Source organism: Actinoallomurus sp. CA-150999 (assembly GCF_050942425.1).
Classification (GTDB): domain Bacteria; phylum Actinomycetota; class Actinomycetes; order Streptosporangiales; family Streptosporangiaceae; genus Actinoallomurus.
In genome coordinates this window covers 6,939,410-6,954,876 of record NZ_CP192063.1, presented here as the reverse complement: position 1 = coordinate 6,954,876, position 15,467 = coordinate 6,939,410, and the positions used below count along the sequence as shown (strand labels likewise).

10 protein-coding genes are annotated in these 15,467 nt (G+C 69.9%); 4 read left to right on the top strand and 6 right to left on the bottom strand.

Annotated features, from left to right (window positions below):
- Positions 1-4: 4 nt before the first annotated feature.
- On the bottom strand, positions 5-1,891 hold the full coding sequence (gene nhaA, locus ACQP2O_RS32200; RefSeq protein ID WP_433171617.1) for a Na+/H+ antiporter NhaA: 1,887 nt from the start codon (positions 1,889-1,891) through the stop codon (positions 5-7).
- Positions 1,892-2,042: 151 nt separating this feature from the next.
- On the opposite strand from nhaA, the gene ACQP2O_RS32195 reads away from it, so the two are divergent.
- Both ACQP2O_RS32195 and ACQP2O_RS32190 read left to right on the top strand, forming a co-directional pair.
- The gene (locus ACQP2O_RS32195) at positions 2,043-2,318 is read left to right on the top strand and encodes a hypothetical protein (protein WP_433171615.1); all 276 of its coding nucleotides are present in this window, start codon (positions 2,043-2,045) and stop codon (positions 2,316-2,318) included.
- Positions 2,315-2,935 (top strand): hypothetical protein, encoded by a 621-nt coding sequence (locus tag ACQP2O_RS32190; protein ID WP_433171613.1) that lies wholly within the window; start codon positions 2,315-2,317, stop codon positions 2,933-2,935. Before ACQP2O_RS32195 ends, ACQP2O_RS32190 begins: the two co-directional genes overlap by 4 nt.
- Before the next feature lie 73 nt (positions 2,936-3,008).
- Here ACQP2O_RS32190 and ACQP2O_RS32185 read toward each other — a convergent pair whose 3' ends face one another.
- Positions 3,009-4,337, bottom strand: coding sequence for an alginate lyase family protein (locus ACQP2O_RS32185; protein WP_433171612.1), 1,329 nt, complete (start codon positions 4,335-4,337; stop codon positions 3,009-3,011).
- Positions 4,338-4,506: 169 nt separating this feature from the next.
- Positions 4,507-7,596 (bottom strand): tetratricopeptide repeat protein, encoded by a 3,090-nt coding sequence (locus ACQP2O_RS32180; protein ID WP_433171610.1) that lies wholly within the window; start codon positions 7,594-7,596, stop codon positions 4,507-4,509.
- Positions 7,597-8,099: 503 nt separating this feature from the next.
- Here ACQP2O_RS32180 and ACQP2O_RS32175 point away from each other — a divergent pair.
- Entirely contained in the window at positions 8,100-9,308 is a 1,209-nt protein-coding gene (locus ACQP2O_RS32175) for a hypothetical protein (RefSeq protein WP_433171608.1), read from the top strand.
- A gap of 450 nt (positions 9,309-9,758) precedes the next feature.
- On the opposite strand, the gene ACQP2O_RS32170 is transcribed toward ACQP2O_RS32175, so the two are convergent.
- Positions 9,759-11,921, bottom strand: a complete 2,163-nt coding sequence (locus ACQP2O_RS32170; protein WP_433171606.1) for a tetratricopeptide repeat protein — start codon at positions 11,919-11,921, stop codon at positions 9,759-9,761.
- A 120-nt stretch (positions 11,922-12,041) separates the two neighbouring features.
- The gene (locus ACQP2O_RS32165; RefSeq protein ID WP_433171604.1) at positions 12,042-12,230 is read right to left on the bottom strand and encodes a hypothetical protein; all 189 of its coding nucleotides are present in this window, start codon (positions 12,228-12,230) and stop codon (positions 12,042-12,044) included.
- A gap of 230 nt (positions 12,231-12,460) precedes the next feature.
- Here ACQP2O_RS32165 and ACQP2O_RS32160 point away from each other — a divergent pair, with 230 nt between their 5' ends.
- Complete coding sequence (locus ACQP2O_RS32160; protein WP_433171602.1) at positions 12,461-12,733, top strand: winged helix-turn-helix domain-containing protein; 273 nt, start codon at positions 12,461-12,463, stop codon at positions 12,731-12,733.
- Positions 12,734-12,793: 60 nt separating this feature from the next.
- On the opposite strand, the gene ACQP2O_RS32155 is transcribed toward ACQP2O_RS32160, so the two are convergent.
- Complete coding sequence (locus ACQP2O_RS32155) at positions 12,794-15,277, bottom strand: discoidin domain-containing protein (RefSeq protein ID WP_433171600.1); 2,484 nt, start codon at positions 15,275-15,277, stop codon at positions 12,794-12,796.
- Positions 15,278-15,467 lie beyond the last annotated feature (190 nt).

Sequence of the window (15,467 nt, the reverse complement as noted above, 5' to 3'; positions counted from 1 at the left end):
CGCGTCAGGCGCTGATCACCGCGCGCGCCTTGGCCGCCCGTACGGCCGCGGTGAGCGTCTCGATGTCGTACGCGCCGTGGTGCCGCCGGCCGTTGATGAAGAAGGTCGGGGTGCCGGAGACGCTGCTGAGGTCGGCCGAGTCGAGGTCCTCGGCGACCCGAGACGCGCCGGAGTGCTCGCGCAGATCCCGCCGGAAGCGCTCCAGGTCGAGCTCCAGCTGCTCGGCGTAGCGGATCAGGTCACGGACGGTCAGGTCGCCCTGGTGGTCGAGGAGGATGTCGTGCATCTCCCAGAAGGCGTCCTGCTCGGCGGCCGCCTCGCTCGCCTCGGCGGCGAGCTGGGCGTGCGGGTGGACGTCGTGCAGCGGAAGATGCCGCCAGACGTACCGCACGTCGCCGTACCCGGCGAGCAGCTCCCGGACGACCGGCTCGGCCTGGCCGCAGAACGGGCACTCGAAGTCGCCGTACTCCACCACCGTCACCAGGGACTCCTCCGGGCCCCGGATGTGGTCGCGGTCGGGGTCGACCGGCACGGCGAGGTCGACGATGCCCTCGGCGGTGCCCATGAGCGCCCGCAGCCGGGTCCGCGTCGGGAGCATCTGAGTGGCGCGGAACAGGATCCAGGTCAGGATCGACGCCGCGAGCGCGGATCCGAGGATGCCGAGCTTCGCCTCCTCCAGTTCGGTACCCGTGAAGGCGAGCGTGGCGATCAGCAGGGACACCGTGAAGCCGATGCCGGCGATCATCCCGCCGCCCGTCACCGCGACCCAGCCGACCGGAGGACGGATGCGGCCGCGGGTCAGCCGGGTGACCAGCCACGTGGAGCCGGCGATGCCGAGCGGCTTGCCGACGACGTAGGCGATCAGGATGCCCAGCGTGATCGGGGAGGTGAACGCCCGGATCAGCAGGTCGCCGCTGATGGTGATGCCCGCGTTGGCGAGGGCGAACAACGGGACGATCACGTAACTCGTCCAGGGGTGGTAGAGCAGCTGAAGGCGCTCGTTCGGGGAGATCGCCGAGGTCAGGCCGGTGGTGGCGGTCCGCGCCAGCTCGGCCGTCGGCTGCTCACGGAACAGCCGGAACAGGTCGCTCGCCCGCTCCAGATCGGTGCGGGCGGCCGGCGACGCGTACGTGATCAGGCCCATCGCCAGGCCGATGACGACGGGCTCCACCCCGGACTTGAGCATCGCGACCCACGCCGCGACACCCAGCAGCGCGTACACCAGGCCGTACCGCACGCCCAGTACACGGATGACCAGGATCAGCGCGAAGATGAGGATCGCGATCAGCAGCGGCGTGAAGCTGACCTCCTTGCTGTAGGCCACGCCGATGACCGCGAGCGCGACGAGGTCGTCGACGACCGTGACCGTGAGCAGGTAGGCGTGCATGCGCGCGGGGAGTTTCGCGGCGGCCAGGCTGAGCATGCCGAGCGCGAACGCCGTGTCGGTCGACATCGCGGTGCCCCAGCCGTGCGCCGCCGGGCCGCCGCCATTGGCCGCCAGGTAGATCGCGATCGGGACGACCATGCCGCCGACGCCGGCGATCAGCGGGAGGACCACCCGCCGGCGGTCGCGCAGCTCGCCCAGGTCGAACTCTCGCCGCGCCTCCAGGCCGACGACGAGGAAGAAGAACGTCATCAGGCCGCTGTTCACCCACGTCCGCAGGTCCAGCGACACCTTCGAGTCGCCGAGGCGGACGGACAGCACCGTGTGCCAGGCGTGTTCGTACGAGGACGGGTCGACGTTCGCCCACAGCAGCGCGAGGAGCGTGGCGGACAGCAGCACGACCGCGCTGCCGGTCTCGGTCCGCAGAAACTCCCGCAGCGGCGTCTTGAGGTTCCACGCCCACACCGTCCGGCCCGAGAACGGGGCGGCCTCCCGTGATTCGGTCATACACGAATTCTCACGCAGGTGAGGAGGTGGCTGAGCACGGCGGTCGCCGCCTGGCCACGCGGACCCCTGCGGCGGCCCAGACCCCGCCCGGCTGCCGGCGCATGTCAATGAATACTTGACATGATGACGATGTCAACACATCCTTGACATCATGACTCGTCGCGCCTTTCGTGGCCCGTCCCACGGAGCCCTGGCCATCTCCGTCCTGCTGCCGCTGACGGGCATCCTGCTCGTGGCGCAGGCCGCTTTCGACAACCTGGTGCTGTGGGTCCTCTTCGTCGTCGTCGCGCTCGCGGTCTTCGTCGCGCTGGTGGTGACGGCCGCTTCCGCCTTGCGCGATGGGACCGCGCCCACCGCCGACGCCGCCCGCCTGGACGAGCTGGAGCCGCTTCCTCCCATCGCCGGTGACGAGGGGGAGCAGCGGTGAGCGCGATCGGGAGCCGTCTCACCGACGATCAGGCCGGTGCGATCAGGGAGGCCGTGGCCGAAGCCGTGCTGACCGCGTGCGAGCAGGGGCGCGAGGGTCTCGACGACGACCCGGACGCCCACCTGCTCATGGTCGCCGCGTCCAGCGTCGCCGCCGAGGAGACCAGCAGGCTGCTGCGCCAGTCGATCACCGGAGCCCGTACGGCCGGGCACAGCTGGGAGGCCCTCGGACGGCTGCTGGGCATCAGCCGCCAGGCCGCCCAGCAGCGCTTCGGCGGCGCGGCCGTCGCCCGCGACGGGGCCGTCGCGGGCGACGGCCCCGCCCAGAGGGTGCTCAAGCCGCTGCACGCCTTCAACGAGATGGAGGCGTTGGCGAGGGAGGGCCTCCGCGGATGGCACGCCGTCGACTACGGCTACCTCTTCCACCTCGTCGAGGCCTCACCCCACAAGTGGGAGCACCGGCGGCTGTGGTGGCCGTCGCGCCGTCGCCGCCGCCTCCTGGAGGAGCAAGGGTGGGAGCTCATCGTCCCGTCCGACTTCGACTCGCCCTGGGCCTACTACAAGCGCCGCCTCGACGAACCCGCCGAGCGTGGCGAGTCGGTCGGGCCGCGCTCGTAGCACCCCCGGCGGCGCGTTCCGATCCCGCCGACGCGGGGATCGGAACGGGCCTCGCCGAGGTGAGGGCCGCCGCTCACTTCTGCAACGGCGGCTGCGACAGGTCCTGCCAGCAGGTGGGCTCGACGGGCCACAGGTCGCCGCCCGCAGGGGCGGGCACCTGGGCGAGCGCGGCCCGCGCCTGGCCGTCGTTCGCCTCCGTCGCGGCGGCGTGCAGCTTGTCCAGCGCCAGGCTCCGATCGAACACGTCGAGATCCGGGTAGGGCCAGGCGTCCGCGCCCTTCTCCGCGGCCGGGATGAGGAAGTCGATCGCCTTCGCGATGCTCCCGCCGCTCGGCGTCGTGTAGGACCACAGGTCGACCCCGACGTGCCGGCCCGCGTCGGCCAGGCGGCAGAACGCCTGCGCGTTGAAGTTCGCGTAGTGCCAGGGCCGGGTGCGGCTCACCTCGCCCGGCTGACCGCCGTCCGCGGCGATCTGCGGGTCGATCCGCTTCGTCTCCGCGCCGACGATCAGCTGCTTCGCGAGATCGGTGCGCCCGAGGTAGAGCGCGATCGTGGCGTCCTGCAGATCCTTGAAGGTGCCGTGGTTGTTCTTGGTGGCGCTCTCCGCCTGGCCGAACGGGCTGGTCAGCATCCAGTCCAGGAAGCCGCCGAGCCAGTCGCGGATGCCCGCGCGGTCGCGGGCGGTCCAGCCGGGCGCTCCGGAGTCCAGGAGGGCGAGCGCATCGATCACCTGCGTGATCGCCTGCGCGGACTCGATGATGCCGTAGTTGCGGCCCTGCGGGTTCGCGCCGCACGGGATGGCCTGGGCGTAGTCCATGTTCGGGTTCATCCGGGTCGCCGGATCGAGGAACCACGTGCGGATGTCGAGCGCGGCGCGCCGGGCGTACGCCGGCCGCCGGGTGTAGAACCACGCGAGGGACAGATCGGAGATCGCGGTCCACGACGCGTGCAGCGTCGGCAGGTCACCGGTCGTGGCGACGTCCGGCGCCCAGTGCCCGTCCTTCTGCACGAACGGGCAGCCGTACGGGTTGTCCGGCGTCTTCGGCTGACTGGGCCACCAGTAGGTGGCCAGGCTGTAGTAGTCGTGCTTGTCGGCGCTGACCGTGGTCGCCTTGTCCATCACCGACCAGGGGCCGGTCCGCAGTTCGGCGTCGGCGGCGCGCGTGAGCTCGGCGAGGGCCGTCCGAAGCCGCGGGTCGGGCCGGGTGGCGAGTTGCCGCCGGATGCGCACGAGCCGTGCGCCGTCGAGGACGACGGTGGCGGGCACACGACCGGCACCTCCGTGTCCCGTGCTCGCGCCGATGCCTGGCGGGGACGCCGATGCGACGGGCGCTGCCGCGAGCGTCAATCCGAGGGTGGCGCTGAGAGCGATCAGCCGGCGCGTCCAGAGGCGTCGTCGCATGGGGTCTCCCGGGGCTGAGGGGGAACGTCCGCACACGAGATTTACTCCCGGCCTGCCGCTAGGTCAAGGATTCATCCGATGTATTCGGCTGTGAAGTCGCGTAATTCCCGCACGGATAGGTCACCTAAGGCAGACCCATCGGACGTCTAGCCGACGGTCGCCCGGATGGCTATGAGGCCATGCCCAACGCGTCGAGAAGTATCTCGACCTCCCAAGCCTCCGGCACGTTCAGGTCCCGGAAGATGTTCAGCGCCTGCCTCCAGCGGATCCGCGCGGCCTCGGGATCGTCGGTATGCGCGAGCACACCACCCACCCCTTCATGGACCTTCGCCTCCTGGTACAGGTCGCCGATCTCTCGGGCGCGGGCGAGCGCGGCGTCGTATCTCTCGAGCGACTGTGCGTAGCGGCAGAGCCCTCGGTACGCCGTGGCCATGCCGAGCAGCGCGCGGCACTGTTCGTACGGATGCGTGATCGCCGTGGCGATGTCATGGGCGCGCTGATGGTGGATCAGGGCTTCGTTGTGCCGTTCCAGGTGGCAGTACGTCACGCCGATGTTGTTGAAGGTGTCCGCCATGTTCCGGCGATCGTCGGCGGCGCGGTAGATCGCCAACGCCTTGCGGTAGGAGGCCAGGGCCTGCCGGTGATCTCCTTTGTAGCGCTGCACGGTACCGACGTTGCTGTGGAGGATCGCGTGGTGGTGATGATCAGGGATCTGGTCGAGGATCTCGCGCGAGGCCTGGTAGAACCGGATCGCGTCACGGTGATAGCCGCGGCTCTGTTGCAGGTCGCCCAGGTTGTTCAGAACGCGCGCCGCTCCCAGCCCGTCGCCGGTCTCCCGGTAGATCTGCAGTGCCGCGTCGAGACTCATGAAGGACTGATGATGCCGCCCCATGTGCCAGTAGGCGATGCCGATGTGGTTCAACGCGGCGGCCTGACCGGTCGGGTCGTCGATGTCCCGGTAGGCGCCCAGCGCCTCTTGGCAGTATGCCAGCGTCTCGCGGTAGTGCCCGCGTAACCAGTGGGCGAGGCCGATCCGGTCCAGCGCGTCCGCGCCGCTCTTGTCGTCGCCCAACTGCCGGGCCATGGCCAGCGCGCCCTGGGCATGGTCCAGGGCGGTGATGTCGTCTCCCCGAAGGAACGAGACGAACGCCAATTCGAGCTCCGTCCGCACGGTCCCCCGCTGATCGCCGGTGTCTCTCACGGAGCGCAGCGCGAGGTTCAATGCGGCGATCTCCTCTTCCCAGAGGCCTCGATCCTCGAGGAACTTCGAGACCAGATAGGCGAGGTCGGCACCCTCCCGCAGCCACTCATGCGTGGTGCAGTATTCGATCGTGGCGGTGATCCCGCCCCATTCGTGGTCGAGCCACCGCTGTGCCTCGGCCGGCGAGCCGATGGCCACCGTGCGCGAGGTGGGCGCCGCCGGGCGTGCGCGATGAGGATGAAGGATCCGATCGGCCTGGTGGGCGGTTGAGAGGTAGTAGTCCAGCAGCCGTCCGACAGTGCGGCGGATCTCCAACGGAGTGTCCTCCGCGCGGGCTTGCTCGCGTCCGAAGGCGCGAAGGAGCTGATGGAACCGGTAGAGGTCCCCGGCTGCCGCTTCGAGGAGGTGATGGTCGAGCAGGGTGCTCAGGACGGGGCGTACCCCGGAGACCGGTAAGCCGGCGAGTGCGGCCGCCGCCTCTTCGGTGATCTGGTCGCCCGGGTGCAGGCATAGGCGCCGGAAGACCTGCCGTGGGACCTCCGGCAGCTCGCTGTAGGAGACCTCGAGCGCAGCCCCCATCTCGGCGGAACTCCCGTCGAGTTCCAGGCCGTCGAGGGCAAGTTCGTCCAGGAGGTCGTCGATGCTCTCCCCGCTCCGCACGCGGGCCGCGGTGAGCCGGATCGCCAGCGGGAGTCTGCCGCACAGGCGCACGACGTTCTCGACACGCTCGGTCGCGGCGCACCCTGCCGACCGGGCGAACAGCGACACGGCAGCCGCCACCGGAAGCGTCCCCAGCCGGAGGTGTCTGCCGGCGAGCCCCGACAGATTCCGGCGCGCCGTGATCAGCACGCGACAACCTTCCGCCCTGGGAAGGAGAGCCTCCACCTGTTGCTCATCGGTCGCGTCGTCCAGCACGATGATCGCGCGCCGATTCGCCATCTCCGCACGCCAGAGGGCGGACAGCTCGCCGGGTGTGGCGGGCATCCGCCGGGGCGGAACTCCGATCATCCGGAGCAGGCCGTTCAGCGCCTGGCCGACGGTGAGAGGCGGCCGGGTGGTGTCGTGCGCCGCGAGGTTCAAGAAGAGCTGCGCGTCTGGATAGCGAGGCGCGAGGCGGTGGGCCATATGAACGGCCAGCGTTGTCTTCCCGATGCCGGGCATTCCCACGATGATCTCGGTGGCATCCGCTTTCGGCTCTTCGAGCGCCGCCACCTCGTCGTCTCGGCCCTCGAAGTCGGCCGGCCCGGGAGGCAGGGTCCTCGGCTGACCGTGCCGATCCGCCCGCCGGTACTGAGGAGTGACGGCGAACTCCAGATCCTGGTCCAGGACGCGCCGGTGCACTTCCTGAAGGCGTGTTCCCGGTTCGGCGCCCAGAGACTCAACGAGACGCCGCCGGATGTCCTGGTACACGCGGAGTGCGTCGGCCTGCCGGTCACACCGGTACAGCGCGGTCATCAGCTGGGCGCCGATCCCTTCGTCCAGCGGATGCCGCGTCGCCATCTGGTGGAGTTCGGCGAGCAGCCGCGGGGCCCTGCCGGCTCGGAGTTCCGCGTCGATCCGGTCGAGCGTCAGGGCCCGGAGCTCTTCGTCCAGGCCGGTGCGCAGGCGGCTGATCCAGGTACCCGGCAGGCCGCCCAGCGCATCGCCCTGCCAGAGGCCCTCGGCCTCCCGGCGCAGTTGGATCGCCCCTTCGTCGTCACCACTGTCGACCAGGGCGTCGGCCTGCTCACGCAGCCGCCGGAACCGGTGCAGGTCGACCTGCTCCGGGTCGAGGGCGAGGCGGTACGCGTCCGGCGTAGAGGCGACGCAGCTCGGTCTGCCCAAGGCGTCCTTGAGGCGGCGGCGTAAGCGGGAGGCGTAGCTGGACAAGTTGTCGCGAGCGTGAGCCGGCGGTCGGTCGTCCCAGATTCGGGAAATTAGCGTGTCCGTCCGGACCGGCCGATCGCATTCGACGGCGAGCAGGGCCAGCAGGACCTGTTCTTTCAGCGAGCCGAGTCGGTGGTGCCGTCCGTCGGCCCACACCGCGATCGGCCCGAGGAGCTCTATCGCCATCTCCATGGCTTCCCCCGGAAGTTCATCCCCGCACTTCCGGGAGGATCGTCCCACCGTTTGTCCGGAAAGGCCAGATGTGCGACTAATACCGATTAGTAACTCTCTGGTGGAGAGCTCAAGGACCAGATCGTCCCTTCCTTGGCTATGGACAACGCCGACGTGAGGAGTGTGAGAGAGTTTCCGTGATGCCCCTTATCCGACGCGACGGCTGCGGCTGAGGTGTACTAGCATCGGAGTGCCTCATACCGGCCGATTGGGCGTGTGTGGCGGACGTCAACTGTGACGTCATTGAGTTAGAAAGTAAAGTTATGGATCCATCCACGTGGATGTTCTGGACGCCGTAAGGCGTTCGGTGCCGGTCCCTCCCAACGGCGGGACCGGCTCGCTCTCCTTGTTTCGCGTAGACGTGCAAGGCGGACATCCCGTTCGGTGCAAGCCGCATATCCGACCTCCCACCGCAGAGTTGGCTCGATCGGTCCACGAGGAGGACCTGAGCCGGGAGGTCGGCGATGGACGAATGGAGACTCGGGCCGTACGGGCTCGACGCGGCGAAGGGCACGACACTCACCGGGCGGCGGACCGTCCTCGTGGTGGTGCACCACCTCGCGGCCGCGACGCGACTCGCCGACGTCGTGCCGCTCCTGGAGAGCGACCGGCGTGTCCAGGTGGTCTACACGGAGTCACCCGCCTCGGTCTTGCGGGTCGGCGTGGGGGACTACCTGCGCGGCCTGGACGGGTTGGTGATCCCCTATCCGCAGGCGATCCGGACGTCCTTCGATCTCGCGCTGGCGGCGGGCGACGGAATGCTGCAAGAGCTGCACGCGCCGATCCTGACGCTGCCGCACGGGGTGCCGCCCGCTGTGCTCTCACACCGCTGGGCGGGCCAGGGTCCGGCGGGCCGGCGTCCCCTCGCAGGCCTACGGGCCGACGCGATCGCGGCGGGTGGCAGAGTCATCCCGTCCGCCCTCGCCGTCGCCCACGAGAGCCAGGTGCTCCAAGTGGGCGAGGTGTGCCCGGAGGCCCTGCCCGTAACCTTCGTGGCCGGCGATCTCGCCCTCGACCGGACGGCGGCGAGCGTCGGCCGGCGGGCGGCCTATCGGCGGGCGCTCGGAGTGGAACCGGACCAGACGCTCGTGTTCGTCTCTTCCACGTGGGGGCCACGATCCCTTCTCGGCCGTCATGACGACATCCTGATCCGTCTCGCCCGTACCCTCCCGCCCGACCGATACCGGATCGTCGTCGCCCTCCATCCCAACATCTGGAGCTGGCACGGCCGGCGCCAGATCCGTGCCTGGTTCAACGACTGCTGCCGCCTCGGCGTACGGATCCTTCCTCCCGAGCACGGCTGGCAGGCGGCTCTCGTGGCCGCCGATCGCCTCGTGGGCGACCACGGCTCGGTGACCTGCTACGGAGCGGCCCTGGGCGTTCCGACCCTCCTCGCGGCGTTCCCGGACGAGGACGTGCTGCCCGGGTCCGCCGTCGCGCTGATGGGACGATCGGCGCCACGGCTCGATCCGACCCGGCCCCTCGAGCCGCAGATAGCCGCCTGCTCGGGTGGCCGGCCGGCCGCTCTGTTCTCCCGGCTCACCTCACGCCCATCGCGGTCCGGCGCGATCCTGCGGCAAAAGATGTACGAACTTCTGCGGCTGTCCGAACCGCCCTCGGCCGTGCATGTCGATCCGGTCGCGCCGCCGTGCCCGATGGAGGCGGACAAGTGACCGTGAGACTGGTGCGCAACGAACTCCACGTCGTTTCTCGCCCGCTCGTCGGGCCGCCGGGCCGATGCGTGGCCGTCCAGGCCGATGGCGCCGTTGTCGCCGTGGTGTCGACGTCCGTGTCCCTTCGCGGCCCTCACGGATCTGGCCGCGTGACCGACGAGCACCTACGAGCGGAGGGCGACGAGAGGGATCCGGAATGGCTTGCCGTGGCCGACGTGATCGTACGGACCGATGCGAGCGGCCGGTGCGATCCGGGCTGCGCGCTCGTGGCCGTCGTCGAAGGATCGCGAGAGCGGATCACAGCACCGGGGAGCGGGTGGATGATCGACGCTCCGGTTTTCGACTCGCCGGGGGTCTTCGCATCGTTCGTGCACACCTGGCTGGTGACCGGGAGATCCGTGGCGTCCTTGGCGCGCGCGTCTCTGCTCACGGAGGACGGCTCCTGTCGGATCATGATGAGCCGGGCGGTGGGATTCGGTCGAGTCGCCTCCTGACCTCATCCGCCTCGGGCGCGCCGTGGCGCTCGTACACCGCCAGCGCCGACTCGAGATGCGCCCGTTCCTCGCCGGGCCGGCCGCGTCGGGCCGCCACGTCCGCGAGGCCCACGTGGGCGTTGGCGGCCTCGTGCGGCGCGCCGATCGACTCGGTGACGCCCACGACGGCTCGCAGCGCCTGCTCGGCCTCGTCGATCCGTTCCAGCTCGAGGTAGGAACGGGCGAGGCCGTTCAGTGACCGGGCCTCGTTGTACCCGTCTCCGTTGTCGCGGAAGAATTCCTGGGCCTGAAGGAGATGACGGACGCTTTCCTCGGCGCGGTCGGCGGCACGGAGAGCGTCACCGAGATGGCGCGTCATGATCGCCACGGCTCGGGGAACGTCGATCCGCTCATTGAGCTCTCGAGATCGGGTGAACGTCTCGATCGCGTCGCCCGGTCGCCCGAGGGCCAGTTCGGCGACGCCGCGGATCTCGAGGGCGGTCGCCTCGCCGACCGTGTGATCGGCCGCGCGTTCCAACTCGACGGCCTGTGCGGCACAGGTGAGCGCGGTCGTGAAGTCCTTGAGGTTGAGATGCGCGGAGCCGAGCTGCTCCAGCATCCGCGCTTCGGCGAGGCGATCTCCGCAGGCGCGGGCCGAGCTCAGGCCGAGCTCGTGCGTACTGAGCCAGTCGCCATAGTGCTTCCGGTGGACGAACAACGGCCAGAGCGCCTCGCAGAACTCCCAGGTCTCCCGGTGTTGACCGGTGTCGTGGGCCAGCCGGAGCGCCGCGGTGAGGTTGGGCCGCTCCGACTCGAGCCAGGTGAGGGCGCGCTCCCTGTCCATCCGGGGGAGATCCACATCGTCGGCGTGGTGTCCTCCCAGCCGCCAGCGCCCCGGTATCACGCTCACATCCGCGGCTGCGGCCGATCGCAGATAGTGACGAATGATCCGGCGTCGTGCGGCCTCGCGAGCCGCTGGGGACTCCTCCCGCTCGACGGTCGACTGGGCGTGCAGGCGCACCAGATCGTGGAATCGGAAGCGGTGGTCGGCATGCTCCTGGATCAGATTCGCGTCGAGGAGGACGTCCAGGACACGGGCGGTCCGCTCGTCACCGAAACCGGTGACCGCGGCGGCGAGGGACAGCGCGAAATCCGGGCCGGGGTGCAGGCCGAGCAGCCGGTACGCCGCCGCCGCGTCCGCCGACAGCGCACTGTACGACGCGTCGAAGACCGCTCGTACGGACAGGTCGTCGTCGATGTGGAGCGCGGCCAGTCGGCGCCTTTCGTCGTTGAGTTCGTCGACCAGGCGCGAGATACGCCACCGGCGGCGTGTCGTCAGGCGTGCCGCGGAGGTGCACAGTGCCAGCGGCAGTCGCCCGCACAGATCGGCGAGTTCGTGAAGAACCTCGTCCGGCTCGGCAGCGGTGCGCTCTCTGCCCAACATGCGGGTAAGGAGGCTCGACGCGTCGGAACGGTCCAAAGGCTCGAGCTCCAGGAAGGACGCTCCGTGCATCGCCAGCCCTGACAGTTGCCGCCGGGCCGTGACGATCACGACACTCGGCCCATTGCCGGGGAGCAACGGGCGGACCTGTGCGGCCGACACCGCATTGTCGAGCACGATGATGAATCGGCGCCCGGCGGTCAGGGATCTGAACAACGCCGACTGATCCTCCGTTGAAATCGGGATATCGGCGGCGGCCATACCGAGCGATCGAAGAAGACTCGTCAGCCCTTCTTCGGGCGTCAGATGGGATATTCCGGAAAAGCCTTGAAGGTCGACATAGAGTTGGCCGTCGGGGTACCGGTCGCTGACATGCTGGAGCCAGCAGAGGCCGAGAGTCGTCTTTCCTATCCCGCCCTGACCGGTGATCACGGCGAGCATCGTCCGGCTACGTTCGGCGGCATCCCGCGCCAGGCGTTCGAGCGTCGCGATCTCCCGCTCGCGGTTGGTGAAATGCGAAGGGCATATCGGTAATTGCGCCGGTGTCGGTCGGGCGGCCGGCGGCGCGGCGTTGAAAACGATGTTTCCCTGAATGGATCGCGCTTGGACGCTCGCGCCCACGGTCGCGTCTTGGATGGTATTGATCCCCGCGAGGATTTCGGGCTCAGGCTTCTGATTATGGTCGGCGCGGTCGGCCACGAAGAAAACCCCATAGATTGATTGCAGTTATTGCAAACCTAAAACGGATCGGGAGTGATGACAAGTCGGGAAGCCCTATCGGCGTGGCCTGCTTCATGAGTCCAATACCGTTGGCGGGCGTCACGGGTCGTCTTCGAGATCGCCGAGGATCCGGCGAGCGGTCTGCGGGTGGCGTCGGATCAGGTCGGTGAGCTGGTCGATCTCGGACCAGTGCGCCACGCCGACGACCGGGACGCTCGCGAGTGTCGCGCGGAAGTCGTCGAGTGCCGCCTGGATCCGGCGGGCCCGGTCGGTGTCGTGATGGCTCATGGAACCCCCCCGTCGTCCCCCTTGGGGCGGCGGCGTGGCCGAAGCCTTCCCCGCTCGCCGCCGCCCCACCCGCCCGGAGCTCGCTCCCGCGGCCGGCGAATCCACCGAACCGGCCAGTAGGGAGCTGCCCTCCTCACGATGGGTAACTTATCAGCTACCTGACGCGGTGTAGAGCGGCATGCCGCTACCTGTGTATTTGTGCAGCTGAGCGGTGCTCTAACGTGATCCACGTGAGCGACGAGAAGCCGGTTTTCGACGGATCTGACCCGGAATACCGCTACAAGCAGGTCGCGGACCATATCGCCGGGCGCATCGAGCGGGGTGATCTGCGGCCCGCCACGCGACTGCCCGGGGAGCGCGACCTCGCCACGGAGTACGGCGTGGCACTCGGCACCGCCCGGCGAGCCATCCGCGACCTTCGCGAGCGTCAGCTCGTCATCACGCTGCCGGCGAAGGGCACCTACATCCGCGCGCCGAAGAAGGACGACGGCGCCACCGGATGACGGCTGCCGACGCACGGTCTCCGATCTGACGGCCACCCCGGCGCGGGCCGGCCACGAGGCTCACCCGGCGGGAACCGCGATCTGGATCTCGGCGGCGGACGCATACCCGCCCCCGGCCTCCAGCGCGGTGAGCCGGACGAAGCGCGCCGTGATGCCGGGCAGGTCGATCTCCTTGCGCGTCGTGTCCTGCGGCCATGAGCCGCTCGCCGCCGGAGTGAAGGTCACGCCGTCGACGCTCGTGGCGAGCTCGTAGCGGGTGATCACCCCGTTGCCGTTGCCGTCCGCGCGCGGCTGATAGGTCACCTTCGCGATCGGGCGCGCCCGGCCGGTGTCCACGGTGATCGACTGGGGCAGCGACGTGCGCGGCGACCACTCGTTGTGCCACATCGACTGGACGCTGCCGTCCACGGCCTTACGCGGCTCGTACCCGTGATGGAAGCTCGTGCCGGTCGCGGTGAGCGACTGCGCGGGCAGGTAGCGCACGCTCCCGGTGTCGCGGACGGGTGTCACCGCGAGGTCGTCGAACTCCGCGTGCCGCCACGGCGACACGCCGAGACCCACCTGGCCCGAGGCGTGCACCGCGCTGTCGACCTCGGCGATCCGCGCTCCGTCGAGGAGGGCGGTGATGTGATCGCCCGCGAAACGGAGCCCGAGCCGGTGCCATCCGCCGGCCGCGCGGCTGACCCGGCCCGCCGCGAGGGTCCGGCGCTGCACCGGGCGCGGCCGGGGCGCCGCGACCCCGGCGCACGACGGATCGCTGGGCACGCACAGGGCGGTGTCCTGGCCCTGGAGGCTCTCGTCGTACAGCTGCCACTGCCCGTCGCTCGACAGCCGCAGGTGGATCCCTGACACGGCGTCGGCCCACTGGCCGTCGACGCGTCCCAGGAGCTCCGTCCAGCCGTCCTCGTCGAGCCGTACGTCGACGCCGGCGGTGTAGTCCCGCCAGGACTTGAGATCACCGACGACCGTCACGGGCCGCTTGAGCCAGCCGTTCCACCACACCGGCTGCTCGCTGATCGCCTGCCGCAGGCAGCGGCCGGATCGACCCGAGCACGGCGCCACCTCGAACGCCCCGTCCAGGTCGGACAGGTAGCGAGGTGTCGCTCCGACCGCGTACGAGCCGAAGCCGTCACGGTAGGGAAGCCGCAGTGGCCGGGACGGCGGCGAGACCGCGCGGCCCCTGCCCTGCCCGGTCGTCGTCGTGAGCGTGTACACGTGGCCGGGCTCCAGGGTCAGCGTGTCGCCGGGCCGTACGGTCCCGGCGCGGGTGAACCAGCGCCCGGGGTCGGCCGACGACAGGTCCGACGTCCAGACGCGCAGCGGCCCGGTCGGCAGCCCGCCCGTGACGGCGACCTCGACGTCCTGCGGGGCGGTCGCGTCGATCGTCTCGATGACCGTGCTGTAGTCGCGGGAGTCGGGGGATCGCAGGGCGACGTGGCTGCCGCCGCCGTCGAGATAGCCCGAGGCGGAGTCGACGTACCGCCAGCCCGGTCGGGTGAACTGCGTCGTGTGCGCGACCGCCCAGACGCTCGCCCCGGCGACGTACGCTCCGGACCACGGTTCGTTCGCGCCCATCAGCCCGGCCGCCTGGAAGGGCATGCTGTCGTACCAGGAGGCGATCAGCGACCAGTTGATCGTCGAGGTCATCGCCCCGTCGATGTACGGGCGGTTGAGGGCGCGTGCGAGCGGCGCGGCGCCGGAGTCGTACGGCAGCGACCCCTGCTCGCTGGCGTGCAGCGGAATGCCGAGGTCCCGGGCCGCCTGCGGGCTGGGGCACCGCAGGTAGTCGCTGAGGTACCCGCAGACGTAGTGCTGGCCGACGACGTCGACGGCGGACCGGAACGCCGGGTCCTCGGTGAGCGGCTTGATCACGTCCCAGTTGAAGCTGTCGTCCGCGACGACCTTGACGCCGCCATAGCCGTGCTCGGCCAGGGCGGCGTGCAGCCGCGGGTACCAGGCCGTGTCGAACCACGCCTCGTTCCACCCGCCGAGGTAGTCGATGCGCAGGTGGTGGCGGGTGGCGCAGCCGAGCCAGGCCAGCAGGTAGTCGATGTCGCGGTCCGTCCAGACCGTGGGCCGGGCGTCCCCGCTGCCGGTCCAGCCCGGCGCGCCCCACTGCAGCGCGGACAGCTTGATCCCCGGGTTGCGCGCCTTGGCCTGTTCCATGAGCCACCACTCGTACCCACGGTTGCAGTTCAGGTCGCCGAGTGTGCGCATATGGCTGGGCTCGGCCCCGTCGGTGGAGTTGGTGTCCCCGCCGATCTCGACCTTGAGGATCTGCAGGGCCGCTCCGTAGCCCGGCTTGAACAGGTAGTCGAGGATCTGGCGGCGCTGCGGCTCGGGATAGTCGACGAGCAGCCGTGAGGACGCCCCGGCGCTGAGCGCGCCGATCCCGTCGAACGTACGCCCGCCGGACGCCGCGTCGATGACGATCCGCTGCGGCGCCGCCGTACGTCTCGCGCCGGCGGGCGGGCCCGTCCACACGGCCGCGACGACCATCCAGACTCCGAGAAGTGCGGGAATCCACCAGCGGTGCGCGCGCATGTCGTCTCCTCGCAGACGTCGCTCCCGCACCACGCATTTTCACGAGCTGACCGCCGCGTCAACGTATCTGTCCAGTAGTGGCAATCGCCGGTTGGTCGGGCCCGCCCGGCGTCATTGCGCGAACACGGGGTCGCCTCGAACGCCGGTGCGCATCGCGGGGCCCTGGCAGCCTTTTCGGTATTCACCGTTG